At 59.0% G+C, this 23,702-nt stretch carries 22 protein-coding genes; 8 read left to right on the forward strand and 14 right to left on the reverse strand.

Translation table 11 applies throughout. The annotated features are described in order from the left end of the window. Positions 1 to 117: 117 nt before the first annotated feature. The 5 genes from T9A_RS17130 to T9A_RS16200 all read right to left on the reverse strand — a co-directional run bounded on the left by T9A_RS17130 (position 118) and on the right by T9A_RS16200 (position 4,717). Positions 118 to 369, reverse strand: coding sequence for a hypothetical protein (locus T9A_RS17130; RefSeq protein WP_156964927.1), 252 nt, complete (start codon positions 367 to 369; stop codon positions 118 to 120). Continuing rightward, positions 359 to 1,726 carry a cell envelope integrity protein CreD gene (creD, locus tag T9A_RS16185; RefSeq protein WP_035250584.1) on the reverse strand — a complete coding sequence of 456 codons (1,368 nt, stop codon included), beginning with the start codon at positions 1,724 to 1,726 and terminating at the stop codon, positions 359 to 361. Before creD ends, T9A_RS17130 begins: the two co-directional genes overlap by 11 nt. 375 nt (positions 1,727 to 2,101) lie before the next feature. Beyond that, on the reverse strand, positions 2,102 to 3,517 hold the full coding sequence (creC, locus tag T9A_RS16190; protein ID WP_035250587.1) for a two-component system sensor histidine kinase CreC: 1,416 nt from the start codon (positions 3,515 to 3,517) through the stop codon (positions 2,102 to 2,104). Positions 3,518 to 3,523: 6 nt separating this feature from the next. Further along, complete coding sequence (creB, locus tag T9A_RS16195; protein ID WP_156964928.1) at positions 3,524 to 4,186, reverse strand: two-component system response regulator CreB; 663 nt, start codon at positions 4,184 to 4,186, stop codon at positions 3,524 to 3,526. 87 nt (positions 4,187 to 4,273) lie between these two features. Continuing rightward, a complete protein-coding gene (locus tag T9A_RS16200; RefSeq protein ID WP_084573540.1) occupies positions 4,274 to 4,717 on the reverse strand; it encodes a GAF domain-containing protein in 444 nt (147 codons plus the stop codon). A 120-nt stretch (positions 4,718 to 4,837) separates the two neighbouring features. Between T9A_RS16200 and T9A_RS16205 the strand changes: the two genes are divergently transcribed. From T9A_RS16205 to T9A_RS16220, 4 genes are all read left to right on the forward strand, one after another. Then, on the forward strand, positions 4,838 to 5,455 hold the full coding sequence (locus tag T9A_RS16205; protein ID WP_035250594.1) for a TetR/AcrR family transcriptional regulator: 618 nt from the start codon (positions 4,838 to 4,840) through the stop codon (positions 5,453 to 5,455). 93 nt (positions 5,456 to 5,548) lie between these two features. Next, the gene (locus T9A_RS16210; protein WP_035250597.1) at positions 5,549 to 6,514 is read left to right on the forward strand and encodes an NAD(P)H-dependent flavin oxidoreductase; all 966 of its coding nucleotides are present in this window, start codon (positions 5,549 to 5,551) and stop codon (positions 6,512 to 6,514) included. 12 nt (positions 6,515 to 6,526) lie between these two features. Beyond that, positions 6,527 to 6,910 (forward strand): nuclear transport factor 2 family protein, encoded by a 384-nt coding sequence (locus tag T9A_RS16215; protein WP_035250599.1) that lies wholly within the window; start codon positions 6,527 to 6,529, stop codon positions 6,908 to 6,910. 146 nt (positions 6,911 to 7,056) lie between these two features. Then, entirely contained in the window at positions 7,057 to 8,163 is a 1,107-nt protein-coding gene (locus T9A_RS16220) for a YheT family hydrolase (RefSeq protein WP_052043113.1), read from the forward strand. A gap of 229 nt (positions 8,164 to 8,392) precedes the next feature. Here T9A_RS16220 and T9A_RS16225 read toward each other — a convergent pair whose 3' ends face one another. The 3 genes from T9A_RS16225 to glnK form a co-directional block, all read right to left on the reverse strand. Next, a complete protein-coding gene (locus tag T9A_RS16225; RefSeq protein WP_035250605.1) occupies positions 8,393 to 9,592 on the reverse strand; it encodes a class I SAM-dependent rRNA methyltransferase in 1,200 nt (399 codons plus the stop codon). 282 nt (positions 9,593 to 9,874) lie between these two features. Continuing rightward, the gene (locus T9A_RS16230; RefSeq protein ID WP_035250608.1) at positions 9,875 to 11,134 is read right to left on the reverse strand and encodes an ammonium transporter AmtB; all 1,260 of its coding nucleotides are present in this window, start codon (positions 11,132 to 11,134) and stop codon (positions 9,875 to 9,877) included. 71 nt (positions 11,135 to 11,205) lie between these two features. Beyond that, on the reverse strand, positions 11,206 to 11,544 hold the full coding sequence (gene glnK / locus T9A_RS16235) for a P-II family nitrogen regulator (RefSeq protein WP_008930504.1): 339 nt from the start codon (positions 11,542 to 11,544) through the stop codon (positions 11,206 to 11,208). A 371-nt stretch (positions 11,545 to 11,915) separates the two neighbouring features. Between glnK and T9A_RS16240 the strand changes: the two genes are divergently transcribed. Both T9A_RS16240 and T9A_RS16245 read left to right on the forward strand, forming a co-directional pair. Beyond that, a complete protein-coding gene (locus T9A_RS16240) occupies positions 11,916 to 12,164 on the forward strand; it encodes an accessory factor UbiK family protein (RefSeq protein ID WP_035250611.1) in 249 nt (82 codons plus the stop codon). Positions 12,165 to 12,349: 185 nt separating this feature from the next. Beyond that, positions 12,350 to 13,840: a YifB family Mg chelatase-like AAA ATPase gene (locus T9A_RS16245; RefSeq protein ID WP_035250615.1), complete on the forward strand. Its 1,491-nt coding sequence runs from the start codon at positions 12,350 to 12,352 to the stop codon at positions 13,838 to 13,840. Between the two features lie 644 nt (positions 13,841 to 14,484). Here T9A_RS16245 and T9A_RS16250 read toward each other — a convergent pair. From T9A_RS16250 to T9A_RS16265, 4 genes are all read right to left on the reverse strand, one after another. Further along, the gene (locus tag T9A_RS16250) at positions 14,485 to 15,681 is read right to left on the reverse strand and encodes an acyl-CoA dehydrogenase family protein (protein WP_035250620.1); all 1,197 of its coding nucleotides are present in this window, start codon (positions 15,679 to 15,681) and stop codon (positions 14,485 to 14,487) included. A 19-nt stretch (positions 15,682 to 15,700) separates the two neighbouring features. After that, positions 15,701 to 16,456: an SDR family NAD(P)-dependent oxidoreductase gene (locus tag T9A_RS16255; RefSeq protein ID WP_035250623.1), complete on the reverse strand. Its 756-nt coding sequence runs from the start codon at positions 16,454 to 16,456 to the stop codon at positions 15,701 to 15,703. Positions 16,457 to 16,529: 73 nt separating this feature from the next. Further along, positions 16,530 to 17,018 (reverse strand): NUDIX hydrolase, encoded by a 489-nt coding sequence (locus T9A_RS16260; RefSeq protein WP_035250625.1) that lies wholly within the window; start codon positions 17,016 to 17,018, stop codon positions 16,530 to 16,532. Positions 17,019 to 17,322: 304 nt separating this feature from the next. Then, entirely contained in the window at positions 17,323 to 18,351 is a 1,029-nt protein-coding gene (locus T9A_RS16265) for an AraC family transcriptional regulator (RefSeq protein WP_035250627.1), read from the reverse strand. A 134-nt stretch (positions 18,352 to 18,485) separates the two neighbouring features. On the opposite strand from T9A_RS16265, the gene T9A_RS16270 reads away from it, so the two are divergent. After that, positions 18,486 to 19,550 carry a fatty acid desaturase family protein gene (locus T9A_RS16270; protein WP_232222156.1) on the forward strand — a complete coding sequence of 355 codons (1,065 nt, stop codon included), beginning with the start codon at positions 18,486 to 18,488 and terminating at the stop codon, positions 19,548 to 19,550. A gap of 367 nt (positions 19,551 to 19,917) precedes the next feature. Here T9A_RS16270 and T9A_RS16275 read toward each other — a convergent pair whose 3' ends face one another. After that, positions 19,918 to 20,607 carry a pseudouridine synthase gene (locus T9A_RS16275; protein ID WP_035250631.1) on the reverse strand — a complete coding sequence of 230 codons (690 nt, stop codon included), beginning with the start codon at positions 20,605 to 20,607 and terminating at the stop codon, positions 19,918 to 19,920. A gap of 117 nt (positions 20,608 to 20,724) precedes the next feature. On the opposite strand from T9A_RS16275, the gene rep reads away from it, so the two are divergent. After that, positions 20,725 to 22,746 (forward strand): DNA helicase Rep, encoded by a 2,022-nt coding sequence (gene rep / locus T9A_RS16280; RefSeq protein WP_035250634.1) that lies wholly within the window; start codon positions 20,725 to 20,727, stop codon positions 22,744 to 22,746. A 498-nt stretch (positions 22,747 to 23,244) separates the two neighbouring features. On the opposite strand, the gene T9A_RS17200 is transcribed toward rep, so the two are convergent. Beyond that, a partial coding sequence (locus T9A_RS17200; protein ID WP_232222157.1) for a hypothetical protein occupies positions 23,245 to 23,702 on the reverse strand: 458 nt, incomplete at its 5' end.

The raw sequence follows: 23,702 nt of genomic DNA on the forward strand, positions 1-23,702 counted from the left end.
TCCTGAGCCCGTTCATGGACTCCCTTGGTCCGCGTTAAGTAGTAACCCAATTGTAAAAAAACCGCAATATTCACAAGATTGCCTTTGGATCGGCGTTGATTAATGGATTCCTCGTTATCAAAAGAGCCCAACAGGCCTATGCAAACCACAACCTTGAGAGTGATTGAGTGCTTTCAGCATTTCCCTGCCGCGTCTGCGTGCGCCCAGCTGCCACCAGATAAGGCCCAGCCACAACAACGCATCCCTGTCCTCAACATTACTGGCCAAGGCCTGCTGGGACAGGCGCAGAGCCCGTTCCAGCAAGCCGCGGCGAAGAGCGGGGAAACGTCGGCTGGCACGCAGTAAGCGTGCAATGCGGCTACTGCTCATGCCGATCATCCTGGTCGCTTTTTGCTTTCGCCATGGCCTTGCCGGGGACGGCAAAGGCATACCAGTCAAGGTTTCGGGTAACGACCATAACCAGGGTCAGGGCAGCAAACAGCAACAGGGCACCGAGTAACAGGGCATAGTCTTCCGCCATCAGGATGCCGTAGATCAGGCCCTGCACCAGCAGCAAACTGATGGCAAAGATCCAGCCTGCTTTCGGTGATCGCAGTACGGCCATCAGGTAGACGCCGATCAGGGCACAGCAGGATAGCGCCGCCACCAGGTAGGCCAGGGCAAAATCAATATGCTCGCTTAACGCCACCAGCAACAGATAGAACATGGCCAGCGCCAGCCCCACCAACAGGTACTGCATGGCGTGTAACGGGTAGCGGCGCAATATTTCGAACAGGAAAAAGGCAGCAAACGTCAGCCCGACAATCAGGTAGCTGTACTTCAAGGCCCGCTCGCTCGACAGCAAACCGGTTACCGGCTGCACCAGTCTTACCCGGAGTGCCTGACTGGCATCACCGCAGGCACCGTCACCCCGGGCACAGAGAATGGCACTGGCCGCTGCCAGGCTGTTGGTGCGCCACTGGCTGGTGAAGCCGTCCGCATTGATCTCTCTTTCTACCGGTAATACCAGCCCTTCGAAGCTGGGATGCGGCCAGTCTGCGCGCAAGCCGATGCGGGTTTCCTTGGCCAGCGGCAAGGCAGCTAAGGATTCCGTACCGTTCAGGTTCAGGCGCACCTTGACGGTAAAGGCACCGGCCAGTTCATCGGGCAATTGCACTGCCACCGCGTTCGCGCCCAGCCCCGACGGCAACTGTTCTGTTTCCACCAATGGCAGAGGCACATCGTTAACCAGAATTTGCGGACGCTCCACCAGACCACGCAGATCACTGATCTGCAGCACCAGCAACGATGGCCGCGACGCCAAGACTTGCTCCGGCTGTTTGATTTTCTGCCAATTGGCCGGAAACACCGCTTCCAGATGTAACAGGCTGCGATAGACCGGCGTTCCGTAGATGCCCCGGTAACGCATCTGCGTCTGTAGCTGGCCATCCACATTCAGCACATCGGGAATCTGGCTTTCCAGTACGGTGCGTTTTTCCACCACGGTACAGCTGTCGCCGCGACGACAGTCCGCCTTCTCCACCAGTTGTTTGCGAACCCGCTGGGTCACAATCACCGGGCCACTGATCTGCTGCTCGCCACTGACCTGCCGGGCGATTTGTTGTTTTACCTGCCAGGCTTCCTGGCTGCGGTCGATAACCTTGTCCTGGATCATCAACAGGGGGATCACCAGCACCAGGAGCAGGCCGGCAATGGTGAGCATCTTCAATAACAGGTTGGGTCGCATGGTTCCTCTCCCTCATATGGAGAGGCCAGTGTGCGAAGTCAGCTTGGGGGTTTTGTGGGGATTGTGTGGGGGAAGATAGCTACAAGCTTCAAACTGCGAGCCACAAAGAGAATCAAATCCAGACCTGGCCGTAGGAGCCCCTCTTGAGGGGCCAAATAGAATGCAATGGAAGCGCCAAGCAGGTGCCCGTCTATTCTGTGAAGAGCTGTCGAGCGATAAAAGCGCCTGATCGTCCTGCGGGCGATTTCCGCACAAGCGCGGTTCGCGGCTCAAGCGCCGCTCCTACGAATATCCCCTGTAGGAGTCTACTTGCAGACGAATCGGGTGTTCTCTGCGATCAAAGTGGTTCGCTTGCAAGCAAGCCCCTAGAGGAGGTTAGTGCTCCTGTTGGGGGATGGTCAGGGTGGAGCGGACGCCGTTGTCGGTGTTGGCCAGTGCCAGACTGCCGCCGTGCAGGCTGGCGATTTCGTTCACCATGGCCAGGCCCAGGCCGGAGCTTTTGTCGTGGCCTGGGGCGGGCAGGGAGTAAAAGCGTTCGGTAACGCGGTCCAGGGCGTAGTCGGGGATGGCCGGGCCGATGTTTTCCACAGTCAGGGCGTTGCCTTCAACGTGTACTGTGAGTGCGGTTTCCGCATTGGCAAAACGCAGGGCGTTGTCCAGCAGGTTGAACAACGCTAACGTCAGCGTTTCCTCTTCCGCTTGCAGAGTGCCGTCGTTGACACTGACGTGCAGATGTTTGTCCGCTAACAACGCATAGCGGCTGCGCCGCCACTCTTCCACCAGCGTGGCGATATTGACGCGACGCTTGCGGGCCGGCAGGCTTTCCAGTTTTTCCAGCCTGGCCATGGCCAACAACCGATCGAGTAGATCACAAAGCCGCTGACTTTCATGGATCACGTTATCGGTGAAACGCGTCAGTGACGGGTCGCTGATTTCATCGTGGAGAATTTCCCCGGCACCGCGAATGGCCGCCAGCGGGCTTTTCATTTCATGGGTCAGCAGGCTCACGTTATCTTCCAATCGCGCCCGCTCTTCCAGGCGACGCCGCATGGCGGTAACCGCATGCGCCAGATCACGGATTTCATCGCTACCCCGAAACACTGGCGGCGCCGGGCGTTCGTTGTTGGCCACCGCCTCCGCATAACGGCGCAAGCGATTGACCCGACGGCTTAGCCACCAGGCCAGCAGCACACCTACCACCAGACAGCCGAACAGGGCCAGACCGCCATACAGTATCAGATGACGCTCTGCCTGCTGCACAAAAGGCTCGATGGCCCGGCCCGGTTTGCCCAGGCTGATCACGCCGACCAGGCTGCCGCCATCGCGGATCGGCGCGGCCACATACATCACCGAGGTGGATGGGTCCTCAGGGTCCGTGCGGGTGGTGCGCGCTCCGTAGCGCCCCTGCAGGGTCAGGTGCACATCGTTCCAGCGGGAAAAATCCTCGCCTTCATCTTTTCCTCTGGAGTCGAACAGCACCACACCGGTGGGGCCTGTGATATAGATATGGGTATGAATGCGATCTTTTTTCAGACCCCAGATATCCGCATCCGGGGTACGGCCGGCATAACGATTGAGTGCCTGGCGCAGGGACGGGGTAATCACGATCTCGCCGTTATCCGCATCCTCAGCAACGATTTCCGCCAGCAGGTTGGCCGCGTCCACCAGGGTTTCTTCGGCGGACTGGCGCACCAGCGGCTTGGCCTGGCCGAACACCAGATCCAGCACGAACCAGCCCACCAGCCCGAGAATCAGGAAGTAGAACACCAGTAAGCGCTGCCCGAGTTTCATCTGTTTTTAACTCTCAAGGTAGTAGCCGATACCGCGACGGGTGGCGATAAGACTCTCGCCGTCCAGCGGCCGTAATTTCGCGCGCAGGGTCTTGATATGGGTATCCACACTGCGCTCGAAGCTGTCTTCATCGCTGTCGCAGATATCCAGTAACTGCGCGCGGGTGAATACCTGCCCGGGGTGTTTCAGCAGGGCGGAAAGAATACGAAATTCGGAACGGGTCAACGTCAGCGCAGCACCCCGGAACAGGATCCTCGCTGCGGCCTCATCCAGTTGCCACAGACTGGTAGAACTATCATCGGCGCGCGGGGAAAGCCGCTTAAGGATGGCACGGATACGTGCCACCACTTCGCGAGGGCTGAAAGGCTTGATCACGTAATCATCGCCGCCCAGTTCCAGGCCGAGGATACGATCCACTTCATCCTGACGGGCGGTGAGAAACAATACCGGTACCTGGCTGGTTTGTCGTAGCTGCTTGAGCACCTCGAAGCCGTTCAGGTCTGGCAGGCCCACGTCAAGCACCACCAGATCAAAGACCTGAGTGACCAGACAATCCAGCGCCTCCTGACCAAGCAGCACATGGTCCACCGCGAAATGTTCGCGCTCCAGCGCAAACATCAATGGCTCCGCGATGCGTGGTTCATCGTCCACAATCAAGATTCGACTCACAGCCACCCCCTCCCAAGACCATCGCATCATAACCACAGAGGACAGTCAGCCCAAGGAAAGGGCGCATGGATCATCACAATGGCGTCATCAGGAGGCCTGTCGGACGGCCAGTTTCAATGCCTCCAGCAGATCCTTGCCGGCACTATGCAGCTCGCGGATATCCTTCAGGAAAAAAGTCTTCTTCGCTTCCGTCTGCACCACCAACACCCCGTAAAGCCGACCGTCTTGTTCCAGGGGAATACCCAAATAACTCTGAAAGCGCTCCTCATCGGAGCCGGTCACATAGTGATATTCAGCGTGGGCCTTGATGTCACGGGCCACCACCGGCCCTCGGCTGCGGGCCACCTTGCCAGTAAGCCCCTGCTGGAAAGAGAGCATGGCGCCCCGCGCTTTCTGGTTGAGGCCACTGGTGGCAACTATCACCAGAATTTCCCGGATCTCATCCGCCTGGTAGAGACTACATACCGGCACATCCAGACGGTTCTTTACCGCATCCACGCGGGCCTGCATAAAATCCGGAGGTAACGACACAAGCGCCCCTTGTATGGCATTGGGAGTTCTCAGTTATCCATTCAATTTGTGTGCCGGTTTCGGTTGCAGGGCGCAGTTCGTTTACACTGTAAGCCCAAACCCCGGCACCGGAGCTCCAGCTTGGCGAAGAAGCCCAAAACCGACGAAGAAATTGCCGCTTTCCGCGACAAGGTCTGTGATGTGGCCACCCGGCTGTTTATCGAGCGGGGGCCGCAGAATGTGACCATGCGTCAGATCGCCAGCACCCTCGGGGTCAGCCCGATGACTCCCTACCGCTATTTCCAGGACAAGGACGAGATCCTTGCCACCGTGCGCGCAGAAGCCTTCCATCGCTTTTCCGCCAACCTGGAACAGGCGGTGCAGCAGGCCCCGGATGCCCGCGCCAAGGCCCGGGCGGTGGGCGATGCCTATGTGGCCTTTGCCAAAACCTACCCGGCGGCCTATCAGCTGATTTTCTCGTTCACCCAACCCGACGAAGAGCGTTACCCGGAGCTGCGTCAGGCCAATCTCCGTGCCCAGGAAACCATGGTGGCCTACGTGCGCGAAATGATTGACGCCGGGCTGCTGGAAGGGGACGCCCAGCTGATCGGCTATATGTTCTGGGCCACCCTGCACGGCATCGTGGTGCTGGAGCTGGCCAGCGGCCTGCGCGGCATGGATGGTGACACCCTGCGCGAGAAAATCATGCGCACCTTGTATGCGGGTATGCGCGTTAATCCCCCTACCCTGGAGCATTGACCGATTCGCTCAGCGGCCTGGGCCGGCAAGACTTGACCTTTAACTTATACAGTGTAAATTTTACAGGGTAAATCAATTATTGGAGGACCCATCATGTCCCTGCCCGCTTCCATTGCTGACCGCCTGCGCCTGCCCGTGATGGGCTCACCCCTGTTCATTATTTCCAACCCGGATCTGGTGCTGGCCCAGTGCAAGGCCGGCATCATCGGCTCCTTCCCTTCCCTGAATGCCCGTCCTTTATCGCAACTGGACGAGTGGCTGCACCGCATTACCGAGGAGCTAGCCGCCTGGGACCGGGATCACCCTGACCAACCCGCGGCCCCCTTTGCGGTCAACCAGATCGTGCATCGCTCCAACGACCGCCTGGAGAAAGATCTGGAGCTGTGTGAGAAGTACAAGGTGCCGATGGTGATCACCTCACTGGGCGCCCGCGTGGAAGTGAACCAGGCAGTGCACGGTTGGGGCGGCCTGGTGATGCACGATGTGATCAACGATCGCTTCGGTCGCAAGGCCGTCGAAAAAGGGGCCGACGGCCTCATCGCGGTCGCCGCTGGCGCCGGTGGCCATGCCGGCACCCAGTCCCCCTTTGCCCTGATTCAGGAACTGCGCACCTGGTTTGATGGCCCGCTGGCCCTGTCCGGGTCCATCGCCAATGGTCGCAGCGTGCTGGCCGCCCAGGCCATGGGTGCCGACCTGGCTTATATCGGCTCCATGTTCATTGCCACCGAAGAAGCCAATGCGGCCCAGGGCTACAAGCAGATGATCGTGGACAGTCGTGCGGACGATATCGTCTACAGCAACCTGTTCACCGGAGTGCATGGTAACTACCTGGCACCCTCCATCATCAACGCGGGCATGGACCCCAACGACCTGCCGGAAAGCGACCCGTCTGCGATGAACTTCGGTTCCGGCGGCGATTCCGACAAGAAAGCCTGGAAAGATATCTGGGGCTGCGGCCAGGGCATCGGGGCAGTGGACGCTATCCAGGGTGCCGGCGACGCCATCGCCCGGCTGGCAGACGAATATGAGCAGGCCCGCCGCGCACTGAATGCAGCCTGAAGGAGATAACCCATGGCGAATATTGATGCCTGGCACGCAGTGGTGAAAACCCGCGATCCGCAATTACTCAGTGATCTGATTGCCGACGAAGCCGTGTTCCACTCTCCGCTGGTACATACCCCGCAAGCCGGCAAGGTACTGACCACCGCCTATCTGACCGCGGCCCTGCACGTACTGCTGAACGACAGCTTCCATTACGTGCGTGAAGTGCATGACGGCGAGCATTCGGTGCTGGAGTTCGCCCTGGAACTGGACGGCATCGCCGTCAACGGGGTGGACATGATCCAGTGGGACGCAGACGGAAAAATTCTGGACTTCAAGGTGATGATCCGTCCCTACAAAGCCATTGAGGTGGTGCGTACCCGCATGGCGGCCATGCTGGAAACTCTGAAATAGCGACACATTTCACGACGCAAGCGCCTGATCCAATGTGGGAGCGGCGCTTCGACCGTGATTAGCGGATATGGCCATGGCTGGATACACTGAATGGACCATTCCGCAACCTGGACACCGTCACTTCCCATCGCATGGAGCGCCGCCCCGTGACTCTCTTTATTGTCGTTCTGCTGGCCAGCCTTGCGGTGGCGTATTACCTGAAAACCGCCGCGCGCAAACCACAGCTTGTCTACCGCGATACCGGCTTTAACCGGAATATGCTGGCTCGACTGCCGCAGCTGTCACAACGGTTTTTTCCCACACCCTGGCTGTTCAATACACATCTGCAGCTGATCGTGCTCGGGCTGAAAAAAGCCTTTTCTCCGGCACTGGATTATTCCCACACCGATATTCTCACCATGCGCGACGGCGGCACCACCTCGCTGGATTGGGTCGGCCTGGATACCCCCACCGACACCCCCACCTTGCTGGTCCTGCATACCATTACCGGTTCACCGAAAAGCATGCGCGAGTTGGTAAGGGATCTGCATCAGCAAACGGGCTGGCGGGTGGTAGTCTGCACCCGGCGCGGCCACGGCGATCTGCCATTGACTGCACCGCGCATCAACACCATGGGCGACACCGATGACTTGCGCGAACAGATCGCTGTCATCCAGCAACGCTATCCGCAGTCTCCTTTGTACGCCGTTGGCATTTCGGCGGGTTCCGGGCTACTGGTCCGCTACCTGGGTGAAGAAGGAGAAAGCGCCCCGTTTCGCGGCGCCATGGCCTATTGCCCCGGCTACAACATTGAGGTGGCCTTCCGCCGTGCCCGGCAACCCTACAACCGCATGATGGCCCGCAAACTGGCGCGCACCTTTGTCACCGCCAATGCCGAAACATTCAGAAAACTGCAAAGCTATGACGCCTGTGCCAGCGCCCCGGACCTGCATGCGTTCCATGCCAACCTCCATGAAATGGCCGGTTACCATAGCCACGCCGATTTTCTGGAAGCCAGCAATCCCATGGTGGTCATGAAGCGAATCAGCATCCCTTTGCTGGTGCTGAACGCGGAAGACGATCCGGTGTGTGTGATCGGCAATGTGCGCGAATACGAATCGCTGGTGCGCGAGTTGCCGCGAACCCTGCTGGTGGTTACCCGCAGGGGCAGTCACTGTGCTTATTTTGAGGGCTGGCGACCGCGAAGCTGGGCCAACCGGTTGATCGCGGATTTCTTGCTGAATCTGGAGAAGAATCCCGGCCTGAATCCGTGATGGCGAAGCATCAGACCAGGACTTCTTCTATTCGTAAAAACCCGCCGTATTCCAGGACGTAGGGTGCACTGAGCCTAAGGCGAACTGCACCCTACGCAATCTGTGGTGGCGGTGAGGAATTCAGATTTGCGATTTGGTCACCCGGAAGGATGGCCCCGGGGCAAGCCGCCTCACGCCTTGCCCGGGAACTGATCGATTCCGTTTTCGCTAATCCGCAATAGTTTTCAGACTACAGGGAGAAGTTTATCCGGCAGAACCAGCTTTTCAGATAGGACGTTTCCGTAATGGCCGGGTGTACCGGATGGTCCGGCCCCTGCCCTTGATAACCGATCACCTGCACGCTGCGGTCGATGTGTCGGGCGCTGCTGTGGATCACGTCCAGCAAACGGTCCGCCGGCATATGCATGGAGCAGGACGCGGAGATCAGATAACCGCCCGGCTTGATCAACCGCAGGGCCAGCTCGTTGATAGCGTGATAACCGGCCAGGCCGTTCTTGAAATCCCTTTTGCGTTTCACGAACGCCGGCGGATCCAGCACCACCAGATCATACTTTTCGCCATCGGCGATCAGCTGCTTCATGGCGGCAAAGGCATCGCCCTGGATGCTGCCTACCTTGTCCGCGACCCCGTTTAGCTTGGCATTGCGATGCACATAGTCGATGGCGGTTTCCGAGGCATCCACGCAGGTGACCGATTCCGCGCCGGCCATTGCTGCCTGCACACCCCAGCCACCGCAATAGGAAAACACGTCCAGCACCCGCGCCCCTTTGGCCAGTGGCACCATGGCCTGGCGGGCACTGCGGTGGTCGTAGAACCAGCCTGTTTTCTGCCCTTCAGCCAGCGGCGCCACAAAGCGGGCGCCGTTTTCGGTGAGTGACACCTCGTCGACCAGATCGCCTTTCAACGCCTTGGTATAGCGCTCCATACCCTCGATTTCCCGGGCCGCCGCTTCGTTCTTGGCAATGATATGGGTGGGATTAAGTACCGCATCCAAGGCACTGACGATAGTGTCCAGGTGCGCTTCCATGGCTCCGGAACCGGTCTGCACCACCAGCACATCACCGAAACGGTCCACCACCAGCCCGGGCAGGCCGTCGGCTTCGCCGAAGATCAACCGGTAGCTGTGTTCATCGAACAAAGTCTCGCGCAGGGCCAATGCCTGCTCGATGCGTTTCTTGAAGAAACTGCGCGACAGCTCCTGCTTCACGTCGCGACTATAGAGACGGGCCGCAATCAACGAGTGAGGGCTTAGAAGAGCCCGGCCCAGCGGCTTGCCCTGACTGTTCTCCACAATGCAGGCGGCACCAGCAGGCAGATCCTTGAGCGGGGTCTGGCGGGTATCAATTTCGTTGGCGTAGACCCACAGGTGGCCGGCCTTGAGGCGGCGTTCTTCGTTCTTACGCAGGCGGATAACAGTGGTTTCGCTCATGGTGCTCACAGACAGCTGGCGGGAAAGGCCGCATGATAACACAGGGGTATGGCACCACTGATCCTGCAACGATGGCGAATGACGAGAGGCGAGAAACGACAACATGGCTTTCCCGAACGCCGGGTTTTGCTTTTCGTGACTCGGTCCTCGTAACTGGTATCACGCAATCGATCTATCGCACCGGCATTGGCAACCCTGCAAACGCCCAGCGACCCTGTTTGTGAAAACAAAAAAAGGGCGCCCGAAGGCGCCCTGTCATTTCAAGGAAATCGTTGTGAAGGATTAACCTTTCACGAATTCCGGGTAGGCTTCCATACCGCAGTCAGCCATATCCATGCCTTCGTACTCATCTTCTTCTGCAACCCGGATGCCCATGACGGCTTTCAGGATGCCCCAGACGATCAGGCTGGCCACGAATACCCAGATGAAGATGGTAGCTGCACCGATGATCTGGCCGGAGAAGGACACATCAGCGTTGGTAACCGGTACCAGCAGCAGACCCAGCAGACCAACCACACCGTGTACGGAGATGGCACCGACCGGATCGTCGATCTTCAGCTTGTCCAGAGTCAGGATGCTGAACACTACCAGCACACCACCAGCGGCACCGAACAGAGTAGCCAGCAGCGGAGTCGGAGTAGACGGCTCGGCAGTGATGGCAACCAGACCCGCCAGGGCACCGTTGAGCAGCATGGTCAGGTCAGCCTTGCCGAACAGGATGCGGCCAACGATCAGGGCAGCAACAGCACCACCAGCGGCAGCAGCGTTGGTGTTCAGGAACACCATGGCAACAGAGTGTGCGCTTGCAGCATCGCCCAGCTTCAGTACAGACCCGCCGTTAAAGCCGAACCAGCCCATCCACAGGATGAAGGTACCCAGAGTCGCCAGGGGCAGGTTGGCACCCGGGATAGCGTGCACTTCACCGTTAGGACCGTATTTGCCTTTACGAGCACCCAGCAGCAGCACACCAGCCAGAGCAGCAGCAGCACCAGCCATGTGAACGATGCCGGAACCAGCAAAGTCAGAGAAGCCCAGGTCGCCCAGGTTGTACATGCCAAACACGTCAGCACCACCCCAGGTCCAGGAACCTTCCAGCGGGTAGATCACACCGGTCATGAATACCGCGAAGACCAGGAAGGCCCACAGCTTCATACGCTCGGCAACCGCACCGGAGACGATGGACATGGCGGTAGCCACGAACACCACCTGGAAGAAGAAGTCAGACGCACCAGAGTAGACGGAATCACCATCGAATCCGTTCTCGGTAGATGCGCTCAGCACACCGGCCAGATCGAAGGCTTCGATACCGTCCAGGAAGATGCCGCCGCCGTACATGATGGCGTAACCACACACCAGGTACATGATGCAGCTAATGGCAAACAGCGCCACGTTCTTGGTGAGAATTTCGGTGGTGTTTTTCGCACGCACCAGACCGGCTTCCAGCATGGCAAAACCGGCAGCCATCCACATTACCAATGCGCCACACACCAGAAAGTAAAAGGTGTCCATGGCGTACTGAAGTTCAAAAATTTGATTTTCCACAATGCAACCCTCCGAAAATGGAAGCGTGTTCTCTAAACCCTGGCATGGGTCGATTTACAACACGGTAAAACTTAAATCGCGTCCTCACCGGTCTCACCGGTACGGATACGAATCGCTTGCTCCAGGGAAGTGACGAAGATCTTACCGTCACCAATCTTGCCGGTATTGGCAGCTTTCGCGATGGCTTCAATCACCTGATCCAGAGAGGACTCAGCGATGGCCACCTCGATTTTTACCTTGGGCAGAAAATCCACCACGTACTCGGCACCCCGGTACAGCTCGGTGTGACCTTTCTGGCGTCCAAAGCCTTTCACCTCGGTAACGGTGATGCCTTGCACGCCGATCTCGGAGAGTGCTTCACGCACGTCATCCAATTTGAACGGCTTAATTACGGCAGTAACCAGTTTCATTTCATTCTCCTCAGCTTTCACCGCGTCCGGTGTCGTCCGTTTCACTTCGAGCCCCGTTATGGTTCCCGATCCACAGTTTGCTCGAACGCTCTGACCCAATAAGTGCACGACCCATGCCAGGTTTAGAAAATCATGCATTTTCAGCGGGTTATATCCCGATCCCGATTCAAGGAACGGGTTCGGCGCGCCATTATAGCGCACCACCTTGGGGCGGGTTCCAACTTGGTGCAGAGCGGTTGCCCTGCACCGCCGGTGCCGCGCCAGCGAACACCGTGCTACCATCCGCCCATCAATACAAGCACCGCCGCCACAGACCGCATTACTGGCGGCCCGGGCCAGCCATTACCCCTGGTCCTCGATGGAGATTCAAGATGCCTGATCAACCCTTTATCGACCGCCTGATGGCCGACATCAGTGGGCGCCTACCCACCGATCTGGGCGGCCTGCGCAACGAAGTGGAGCGCAATGTGCGCAGCGTACTGGCGGAAGCGGTCAGCCGCCTGGATCTGATCACCCGGGAAGAGTTCGATATTCAGCAACAGGTATTGATGCGCACCCGGGAAAAACTGGAGGCGCTGGAGAAGCAGGTAGCGGAGCTGGAGAAAACGACGGACGCCTGACGCCCGGTATTTCCCGTAGGAGCTAGGCTTGCATGGCGAACAACCGCAATCGCGAGCAAGTTCGCCATGCAAGCCTAGCTCCTACGAAAGTCTGATTTCCTACATCTACCGCCGACAACCTCGCACACGTAGCACGCTCCCCTCCCCGTACACTGCCTCGCACACACTGAATTCTGCGAGAACACGTGACGCATGCATTGCTCTACAGCCGGGCACCACTGGGCATCCAGGCCCGGGAAGTGCGGGTGGAAACCCATCTGGCACCGGGCCTGCCTGCCTTCACCATTGTCGGCATGGGCGACACCGCCGTGCGAGAAAGCCGGGACCGGGTGCGCTCGGCGCTGGTCAACAGCGGCTTCGAGTTTCCCCAGCGGCGCATCACCGTGAGCCTGGCCCCGGCGGATCTACCCAAGGATGGCGGCCGTTTTGATCTGCCCATTGCCCTGGGCATCCTGCTGGCCAGCGGGCAGCTCGGAAAACTGGACAGCAACCAGTACGAATTTATCGGCGAGCTGGCATTGAATGGCGCCCTGAGCCCGGTTCCCGGCATGTTGCCCTGCGCCCTGGCCTGCCAGCCCACCGGCCGCACCTTGATCGTTCCCCGTGACAACGCAGATGAAGCCGCACTGGCAGGTGCCAGCACCGTGGCCGGCGACCAACTCGCCCAGGTGGCAGCCCACCTGGTGGGCCAGTCCCCGCTGCCACTGCACGATCACCCGGCCCCGGACACCACCACCTATGAAGGAGGCTGCCTCTCGGAAATCCGCGGCCAGGCAGCCGCCAAGCGGGTACTGGAGATTGCCGCCGCTGGCGGCCATTCACTGCTGCTCAGTGGCCCGCCCGGTGCCGGCAAAAGCATGCTGGCCTCGCGCCTGCCGGGGCTGGTGCCGCCGCTGCATCCGAAACAGGCTCTGGAAGTGGCAGCCATTCATTCCCTGAAGCAGCCGCGCCCGGCTCACCTGTTCCACCAGCGCCCCTACCGGGCGCCCCACCACACCGCCTCGGCCACCGCCCTGGTCGGAGGCGGCAGCCACCCGCGGCCCGGGGAAATTTCCCTGGCCCACCACGGCATCCTGTTTCTCGATGAGTTACCGGAGTTCGACCGGCGAGTACTGGAGGTATTACGTGAACCGCTGGAAACCGGTGAGGTGAGCATCGCCCGGGCTGCCCAAGAGCTCACCTTCCCGGCCCGCTTTCAATTGATCGCCGCCATGAACCCCTGCCCCTGCGGTTACCTGGGCGACCCGGAGAAGGGCTGCGGCTATCGTTGCGACAAGGCCAAGCGCTACCAGAACAAACTTTCCGGCCCCTTGTTGGACCGTATTGATCTGCACCTGGACGTACCCGCGGTGGAAGCCCGGGAACTACTGGGCGACCGGCAGGGAGAAACCAGCGCGACAGTCCGCGCCCGGGTACGCGACGCCTGGCAACGGCAATGGCAGCGCCAGCGACGCCTGAACCGGGAACTGGGCAGCGATCACCTGGATCCGCTGCTACGCCCTCATCGGGACTGGCTGGCCAACGTCATGACCCGCATGGGGTTGTCCGCCCGGGCCCTGCATCGCAGTGCCCGGGTGGCACGCACCATTGCCGATTTGGCCGGAACAGATACCGTCGACCGGGATCACCTACGCGAAGCCCTGAGTTATCGACAAACGGTAGCGGACACCCGGTAACCCTGGTCAGGTTTCCTGTGGTCTGCTGACGCTGGTCAGCCAGCGATCAATATCGCCATCAGCACAGCCAGAAGTGACAGTGGCATGATGATGAGTGCGCTCTTGAGGAATTTCTCTACATAGAGATGTCTGGTGTATTGATCCAGCATGATGTATTTCCCCATAACCCGTTAAAATGACAACCGCGCCACTACCCCCGTAGAAAGACGCTTTTACTGAATCCCCCCATACACGGTGCCAACCAACAGCGGACTTCTGACAGAACGCCTTTCTTACCAATTGGCACACGCAAGGCAATGAGGGAGGCGTGACTAGCGTCACGTCATTTTTTCCAGACTATCATAGTTATGAAAAAATAAGCATTTGCCAGTTAGCATTATTTTACATATTGCATTGGTCTCAATTGACACACGCAAACCTTGCAGGATACCGATACGACATTCAGGGAAAGGAACGCTGCCGGTATCGTGGTGACTAGGAAACCAAGACATGATGAAGACATGACGACTCAGCCATGACAAGTCGTTGCTTTAGAATGACTTTGCTGGCCACAGCCATCAACAGGGTTACTCCCCGCCGCCTCGCCCAGAAGGTGGTGCGCGGCGGCAAGGACTGGAACACAGGGTTGTCGCTAGCAGACGACATTAACCCCACTGAAAGAAATCGCGTTTCTCTTTCAGATAGAACCGCGACAGCACCATCTTGTGCACCTCGCTGGCACCGTCCACCAGACGCGCCTGGCGGGCGTAGCGGTAGATCCATTCCAGTAGGGTGTCCTTGGAATAGCCACGGGCACCGCATAGCTGGATGGCGGTATCGGCGGCCTTGTGCAGGGTGTCGGCCACGTGGATCTTGGCCATGGAAATCTCCTTCTTGGCGAAATCCCCCTGATCCAGTTTCCAGGCGGCCTGCATGGTCAGCAGACGGCCCACTTCGATATCCTTGGCCACGTCACCCAGCATCCACTGCACGCCTTCGTGCTCGGCCAGGGTGGTGCCAAAGCTCATGCGGTTTTCCACATAACCGGCGGCTTCTTCCATGCAACGCTTGGCCAGACCCAGCCAGCGCATACAGTGGGTAAGACGAGCGGTGCCGAGGCGGATCTGGGTGACTTTCAGGCCATCGCCCACTTCCAGAAGACGATTTTCATCCGGGATAATCAGACCATCGAATTTCAGCTCGCAGTGACCACCATGCTCTTCCGGCCCCATGATCGGGATGCGACGAACGATTTCCCAACCGGGCTGATCCGCATCAAACAGGAAGGCGGTAAGCCCCTTTCGCGGGTCATCGCTGGTCTTGGCAATCAGGATGAAGGTTTGCGCCCCTTCCGCGCCGGTGATAAACCACTTACGACCGTTAATGATCCAGTTGTCGCCGTCCTTGGTGGCAGAGGTATAGGTCAGGGACGGGTCAGAGCCACAGCCACCTTCCGGCTCGGTCATTGCAAAAGCGGACCGCACCTTGCCGTCGATCATCGGCTGTAGCCAGCGGGCTTTCTGTTCGTCGTTGAGAATCTTGTTGAGCAGAATCATGGTGCCGTCATCTGGCGGCGCACAGTTGAATACCACCGGCCCGAACGGACTGCGAGCGGCCTCTTCGTAGAGCACCGCCATACCGGCCACGCCCACATCCAGGCCGCCACGCTCCCTGGGCAACTGGAAGCCCCAGAGTCCTGTGGCTTTCGCTTTTTCTCGCAGAGTATCGACCACGCTTTCCTTGAAGTTTTCGTGGTCGTCGTAATTCGCCTTGTCGTTTTCCAGCGGCATGATTTCCGCTTCCACAAAGGCGGCCACTTGCTGGCGCAGGCTTTCCAGCTCCGGGGTCAGGGAGAAATCCATGGTCTGTCCTCGATCTAGGTTAGAGAGTATTGCAGAGGTGGCCGCCATCCACGGCGATCACCGAACCGGTCATGTAGGACGACGCATCGGACGCCAGCAGCAACAGCGGGCCGACCAGTTCGTCGATCTGCCCCAAGCGGCGATAGGGAATGCGCTTGAGCATTTTTTCCGCCAGCGGGCTGTTGAAGAAGTCCCGGTTGATATCGGTTTCTACATAGCCGGGGCAGATAGCATTGCAGCGGATGTTGTAGCGGGCAAAATCCAGCGCCAGAGACTTGGTGAGCTGCACCACCGCCGCCTTGGAGGCGGTGTAGGGCGCCACCCGGCCACCCACACGCAGGCCGAGAATGGAGGCGATGTTGATCAGGCTGCCCGGGCGATCGTCCCGCCGCCATTGCTGGATGGCAAACTTGGACACCGCCCAGACTCCTTTCAGGTTGGTATCCACCACCGCATCCCAGTCTTCTTCGCTAAGCTCGTCGGTGGGGCCTTCGTGGGATATGCCAGCATTGTTGACCACCACATCCACCGCCGGCATAGCGGCAAAGGCGTCTTCCACACTGCCGTGATCACTCACGTCCATGGGCACCACGGTGGCCTCACGGCCCAGAGCCCGTACCGCTTCGGCAGTGGCTTCGAGCTTTTCCACCCGGCGAGCCGCCAGCACCACGTTGGCCCCTTCTTCGGCCAGGGCAATGGCGAAGTGGGCACCAAAGCCGCTGGACGCGCCGGTGATCAGAATACGTTTACCGGCCACACTGAATCGTTGGGACATAACTTCCTCACCCTTCTCTGCATCAGTGAGAGAAGCTACCCAGCCCGCCAGCCGGCCACAAGGACGAAAACGCTCAGGAGGAGGATGACAACAGCAAGGACAGTGCGTGGCGGGTATCAGGGGTGGCATCGGGCAATAGCAGCGCGTCCCGGCCCGGCAGCCATTCAATGGCGACCACTTCATCGCTGAGCGAGACCGCCTGCGGACACACCACCACGGACGCCAGCGCGCCCCAGACCTGGTGATGGGGATTGGTAAAGAAGAACCACTGCCAACGGGAAAACTGACGTTGCACGCCCACTTCCTCGAACAATTCCCGCGACAGATTTTCGCCCACGGTTTCATTGGGGCGCATGACACCACCAGCAGCCAGATCCCAGCCACCGGGGTAAAAATGTTTGTCGGCGGCACGCTGTTGCACACAAACCCGCCCGGCCAGATCCCGCACCACCACGTAGGACGCGCGATGAATCAGCCTCTGACGCTGCATGCGCCCACGCTGACAACTGCCACGGGGTTGGTTGTGCCGGCTGACCAGAAGGACCGGTTCGCTGTTGCTCATGGGATGCTGTTTTCGGCTGACGCGGACAGGAACACTATCGTCATGAGAAAGGGATTGCTACAGGGAGAAGGCCAGGGAGCACCTTTATGTCGGAGTTCCCTTTCAGGGGACGAACCGCGCGCGTCAACGCGAAATTGGGGAAACCCGATCCGGTTTCGCCGGGTTTGCTGAAGAGGATAGGTTGCCGCCTCGCGTCGCCCGATTCGTCGCCTGGAAGGGAACTCCTGCAGGAGCTAATTCCCCCCACAACCGGTCGCCCTGAGGTTTTACCTCAGTGATCTCAGTGACCTCTGTGGTAAAAAATTTACGGCTGGAAGTGACTCGGCGGGTGGCCGGTCCATTTGCGGAAGGCACGGGCGAAATTGCTGGGGTCGGCATAGCCCAGTTTCGAGGCCACCTGCTGCACGGTGATATTGGCCTGCAGATACGCCATGGCCTTGGTCATGCGTACCTCTTCCAGCAGGGAGCGGTAGCTCACGCCCAGGGCATTGAGATAACGACGCAGGGTGCGGGAGGTAACGTGGAAATTGCACGCCAGCTGTTCCAGGCTGGGCAGCATGCCCTCTGCCTGCATCAACCGGGCGCGCACGCGGCTGGCCCAGTCCTGATCGGCTTCCAGCCGTTGCAGTTCTTCCTCGCATTTCTGTGCGGCCATCTGCCGGGACGCCGGATCAGACAGGGTAAAACGCTCGTTGAGCAGGGCCTTGGGTAACCGCAGGGCCGCCACCTCGGCCCCGAACTCCACCGGCATGGCCAACAATTCCCGGTAACGATCCGCATGGGCCGGCGCCGCATAAGGCAGCTCCAGCACCGCTCCCTGGAAACGATCGCCCAGCAGATAGCGAATCCCGCCGACCACCGCAGCCACTACCACTTCCAGATAGGTTTCACGGATATCGCCCAGCGGCACGCTTTCCATGAGGCAGAAACGCACCCCTTCCTGGGAGGGTTCGATACGGGGAACGCACAGGCGGGTACGGGTGCGGAAGTAGCGCTCCAGCAGCCGCAGGGCATCGCCCAGATCAGCACTGCTGATGGCGGCATAGCCGAGCAGGCCATGGGCGGTGAGGGTCAATTGTTGACCCAGCGCCAGGCCCAGGGCCGGATCACCGGTTATTTCACGGGCGCCCACCATGACCCGGCGGAACTGCTCGAAGCGCAGCGCCGGTTCCGGGTTATAGACCTCATCCTCGCTCAGCCCCACTTGGGAAAGCAGCCGACGACTATCCACGCCAACCTCGGCGATCAGTTCCACCAGGTTGCGCACATAGTTGACCGGGACCGGGGAACGACCAGTACCAGGGTCCAGCTGTATAAAGCGCTCGTGATTCATGGCTCTACTATACGCTAATTTTGCACCTGTCCGAAAATGACTGCTTTCTGTCCAGCCTTGCACTTCGCCCAAACACAACTGTTCACCAGAATGCCTGCATCCGAATTTCCCGGCCTCGACCGTCAAGGATAGTCATGACCATGAAAGACACCACTTACAGCCGCCATTTTGGTGCCGATGATGCCCGCGCCATCCGCGATGCAGTGAAGAAGGATCTGGGCCCGGCCACTTTCAAGGCCCGCCCACTGCGCGCCCTGTGGTTTATTCCCATGAGCGCCGTGATCATCGGCAGCATCGCCACCATTCTGGCGCTCAATCTGCCCTGGTGGGGCAATCTGCTGCTGGCCATTCTTGCCGGACACACCCTGGCCTGCCAGGCACTGCTGGCCCACGAAGTACTGCACGGCGCTCTCGGCATGAGCCGCCGCATGCAGGACGTTCTCGGCTGGATCGGCTTTGGCCCGGCCCTGATCGCCCCGGAATTCTGGCGCCGTTGGCATAATGTGGCCCACCACGCCAACACCAACCTGGGCGACAAGGACCCGGATTCCTTCGGCACCCTGTACCGCTACGAGAAACACCCGCAGACCGCCAATTTCACCAAGCTGGCCCCCGGCGGGCGCACCTGGTACAGCTTTTTGTTCCTGTTCTATTCCTTCATGTTCCACGGCCAACTGGTGCTGCGCATGCAGACCCGCAAGCGTGAGGAGTTCAAGGGATTCAACCGCAAGAAAGCGATCCGCCAGTCCTACCTGTGCATGGCGGCATGGATAACGCTGGCCATCGTGTCCGGCCCACTGGCGATCTTCACCGTGCTGATCCCCATGGCGATCATCAACTTCATCGGCCAGAGCTACATTCTCACCAACCACATGCTGCGCCCGCAGATGGACAACAACCACCCGGTGGACAATTCCATGAGCGTGCGCGCCTGGCGCTGGATCGATCCGCTGCATTTCCATTTCAGCCATCATGTGGAGCATCACCTGTTCCCGAAAATGGGCTCCGATCAGGCACCGAAAGTGCGCGCCTGGCTGCAGCAGGAAATGCCTGAACGTTATGTGTGCCCCAGCCATGTCAAAGCGGTGGCCATGCTCTACAAGACCCCGCGCGTCTATCAGGATGCCAACACCCTGGTCGATCCCCTTAACCGGGAACGGACCGTGGATGTGATGGAGCTGCAGGGGCAGTTGAACTAAGCGGGTTCCCGTGGGATCTGCTGCAGAAACGGAGTGCAGCGGAGTAACGCAACTGGTTCCGTGCGGCCCGAAGGGTAAGCGAAGGGAATCACATCGCTAGCGGCGCGACCATTAGCGTAAAAATGCAACTCACACGGCCAAAACGAAGCCGCTGTAGGAGTTCCTTTTGAGGGACGAATCCGAGCCTAGGCGAGGAAACGGACTATGCTGATACCGCCAGATCACTCTGACGACGTCGCTCTCTTCTGATTGCCCGCAGGCGATTTCCACGCTGACGCGTGGTTCGTCCCTCAAGAGGAACTCCTAAGCGGCTTCGCTTTAAACGTCGCTGGTGATCGCGCCGCCAGCGACGCTCCTATGGAAACCCTTACAGACTGTGAATCTCTTCCTCGCTCAGGGCCCGGAACTCTCCCGGCGCCAGATCCGCATCCAGCACAATCTCACCGATCTGCTCCCGGTGCAGGGCCACCACCTTGTTTCCCCGCGCCGCCAGCATCCGTTTTACCTGATGGTAACGCCCTTCCCGGATGGTCAGCAGCAACTGGTCCACACCTACCCGCTCCGCCTTGGCGGGCAAGGTGGGAGAGTCTTCGCCACGCAGCAGAATGCCATCACGCAGGGCCTGCAGATCTTCATCACCGACCGGTTCCGCGCAACTCACCCGGTAACGCTTGTCGCACTGGTGGCTCGGCGAGGTGAGCCGGTGGGACCACTGGCCATCCGTGGTCAACAACACGAGGCCGGTGGTGTCCCGGTCCAGGCGGCCCGCCGGGTGCAGATCCTGGCGCAGTTCCGCAGGCAGCAGGTCCAGTACGGTGCGATGCTCCGGGTCGTCCGTGGAACACACCACCCCCGCCGGTTTGTGCAGCATCAGGTAGCGGTGGCCCGGCAATTGCACCGGCTCACCATGCAGCCAGACGCCCTGCCCCTCCCGCAGTTGCAGGTTAGCTTTCGAACGGGCTTCGCCCTCCACGGTGACCGCACCGCGGCTGATCAGCTGTTTGGCCTCCTTGCGGGTCAGGCCGGCACTGTGGGCGAGAAAATAGTCCAGACGCATGGGCAAAACCGTTATCGGGAAAACCGCCATGATAACCGACATAAGGTGTCTGGAGTGCAGGGCCATCGCTGGTATCATAGCGGCCCGATTTCACACCCCAAGATTGTCCGGAGCCCTATGAGTCAGCTCAACCCCCGCCAGCAGGAAGCCGTGCACTATGCCGATGGCCCGTTGCTGGTACTGGCCGGGGCGGGTTCCGGGAAGACCAGCGTGATCACCCGCAAGATCGCCTGGCTGATCCAGGAAAGGGGCATGTCGGCCCGGCATATCGCCGCGGTGACCTTCACCAACAAGGCCGCCCGGGAAATGAAGGAGCGGGTGCAGTCCCTGGTGAGCCGGGACCTGACCCGGGGGCTGATTGTCTCTACCTTCCACAACCTGGGCCTGCGCATTCTCAAGTCCGAGCTCAAAGCCTGCGGCCTGCGCAACGGCTTCTCCATTCTCGACGGCGCCGACAGCAAGGAAATTCTCAAGGAGATCCTGCGCCAGGGGGAATCGGAACGGGACCTGGACGCGGTGGACGTGATCCACAAGCGCATTTCTGACTGGAAGAACGCGCTGGTGCTGCCAGAGGAAGCGGTGAGCACTGCCGAGACCGACGAGGACCTGCGCGCCGCCATGGCCTACGGCGGCTACGACCGCATGTTGCGGGTCTGCAACGCGGTGGATTTCGATGACCTGATCCTGATGCCGGCGCGCATGTTCCGCGAACAGCCGCGCATTCTGGAAAAGTGGCGCAACCGCATCCAGTACCTGCTGGTGGACGAATACCAGGACACCAACGGCGCCCAGTACGAAATGGTGAAGATGCTCACCCTGCCGGAAGGCAAGTTCACCGTGGTGGGCGATGACGACCAGTCCATCTACGCCTGGCGCGGCGCCCGCCCGGAAAATCTGGCGCAGCTGCAGCAGGACTGGCCCACCCTGAAAGTGGTCAAGCTGGAGCAGAATTACCGCTCCACCGGCCGCATCCTGAAAGCGGCCAATACGGTGATCGCCAACAACCCCCACGAATTTGAAAAGAGCCTGTGGTCCGACTACGGCTACGGCGAGCCGATTCGTTTTTCCGCCCTGCGCGATGAAGAAGCAGAAACCGAATGGATTGCCAGCGACATCTTCCATCGCCGTCTGCAACAGGGCTTGAAGTGGAAAGACTTTGCGGTGTTGTACCGAGGTAATTTCCAGTCGCGGATTCTGGAAATGAAACTGCAGAGCCTGTCGATTCCCTACAAGGTATCCGGCGGCAAAAGTTTCTTCTCGCGTAGCGAGATCAAGGACCTGATGTGTTACCTGCGCCTGCTGGTCAACCCGGATGACGACAACGCCTTCCTGCGCATCATCAACACCCCGCGCCGGGAGATCGGCCCTGCCACCCTGGAAAAACTCGCCACCTGGGCCCTGAAACGGGAACAGGGGCTCTACCATGTCTGTGACGACATTGCCCTCAGTGAAGTCATGAACCCCAAGGCCGCCGAGAAACTGCAGAAGTTCAAGGCCTGGCTGGATGCCAAACGGCAGTTCTGTTTCGGCCACAACAGCCTGCAGGCGGTGCAGGAACTGATCCGCGACATGGATTATGAGGGCTGGCTGATGCAGAACGCCTCCAGCCCACGCATCGGCGAAAAGAATATCGAAAATATCTGGCAGCTGGTGCGCAGTATTGAACGCATGCTGGAAAAACAGGAAGACGAAGAAGACGGCGCCAGCGACCTGGAAGCGGTGATCAAGAAACTGGTGTTGCTGGATATGCTCGAACAGCAACAGGAAGAGGACGATTCCGACCGGGTACAGCTGATGACCCTGCACGCCTCCAAGGGGCTGGAGTTTCCCCACGTCTACATGATGGGTGTGGAAGAAGAATTCCTCCCTCACCGCACCAGTATTGAAGAAGACAACATCGTCGAGGAACGCCGGCTGATGTACGTGGGCATCACTCGCGCCCGGGAAACCCTGGCCATGACCCAGGCGCTGACCCGCAAACAATACGGCGAGAAAATCGATACCACCGCCAGCCGCTTCGTGGACGAAATGCCCCAGGACGATATCGACTTTCTGGGCATCGGCATGATTAAAGACGAAGCGAAGGAAACGGCAGTGGCGGAGGCCAGCATTGCCAATCTTCGGGCGTTGCTGGATTAGCAGGCTGCTGAAAGACTCTCAACACTCCTGGATTTTCCGTGAAGAACAGAGCGTAATGGAGTAACGCCAGTAAGGCTGGACCACAGGCTTAACGCAGCAAATAGCCGATGCTTGTTGCATCGCTAAGGAGCTTATAAACCCGCGATTATTAACGATGCAACTATTACTTTCTACGGCAAAAAGGGTTTTCAGAGGTTCCCTCGCACGCAGAAATGCAAATCAAAGCGACTCACGCCCCCGCGGGCCTTTTTAGCTCTAAAGCGAACTCCCCCTCCATTGAAGCAATGCGATCATCGCGACTCCTCCTGCAACCACAATGGACCATGCCAGTTTCTTCCTCCCTCTTCGGTAATGATCCGGCATAGCAATTACCCAAACACCCAAAAATGCTGCCAAACCAGCAAGATACCAATAGCCTTTCAACAGCCCGCCCGTTGCAACCAACCAAAAAAAACGATAAGCAGTATTCTGAAAATCAAGCCCAATGATTTCATTTTTTTACTCTTTACAGCTCCACTGTGCAGTGAAAAATGATGAAATGATCCCGGCAATGAAGAATGACGCCCAAATTGCTAGTGAGAGCGTAATCAATAACGCAAAGAACGGCAAAAGAAGGAAAGCAGCCCCAATAGTCACAAATATCCCTGCAAAGAACTTGGCTATCGCAAATGCAAAGCCACATTCTCTAATATCAAAATAAAGACCTATAGCGGAAATCACTTCATCAAGAACGCCTCCAAGTGATTTCAACCATGGCGACTGTCCAAACTTATCTAGCAACCCTAAAAGCCATGAGACAGCATCCGTTCCTCCTGGTGTGGATATACTTCCCCCATTCTCCCCACTCGAAATCAAATAGCCTCCGGCGCCCGTTTTCGGATCAATAACAGTATAACCTGCAGACTGTTTTCCGAAAAAATTCACCGGCCTCTCATGAGCCGTCACTTCCTTGCCCG

It is taken from the genome of Alcanivorax jadensis T9 (assembly GCF_000756655.1).
Taxonomy (GTDB): Bacteria; Pseudomonadota; Gammaproteobacteria; order Pseudomonadales; family Alcanivoracaceae; genus Alcanivorax; species Alcanivorax jadensis.